The sequence below is a fragment of the Bartonella sp. AP58NXGY genome (genome assembly GCF_042195785.1).
GTDB lineage: Bacteria > Pseudomonadota > Alphaproteobacteria > Rhizobiales > Rhizobiaceae > Bartonella.
Genome location: NZ_JBHIOY010000267.1, coordinates 1 through 260, shown reverse-complemented (window position 1 = coordinate 260; position 260 = coordinate 1). Strand labels below are relative to the sequence as shown.

1 protein-coding gene is annotated in these 260 nt (G+C 41.5%); it reads right to left on the bottom strand.

Annotation, left to right across the window (positions count from 1 at the left end; all coding sequences use genetic code 11):
* Positions 1–260 (bottom strand): nucleoside-diphosphate kinase (locus ACFINC_RS10860; RefSeq protein ID WP_375617219.1); only part of this gene is annotated, 260 nt, incomplete at both ends.

The following is a 260-nucleotide window of genomic DNA, read 5'->3' as shown; positions in this document are numbered from 1 at the left end:
GCCGTTTCCGCACTATCAGATCCATGGACAGAATTTTCACCAATCGACAAAGCATGAACCTTACGAATTGTCCCTTCTTCTGCATCACTAGGATTTGTAGCACCCATCACTTCACGGTTTTTAGCTATTGCATTTTCTCCTTCCAAAACCTGTAAAATTGTTGGACCAGAAGACATAAATTCCACCAATTCGCTAAAAAAAGGGCGTTCTTTATGAACAGCATAAAAATTTTCAGCCTCACGCTTGCTCATCCACACACG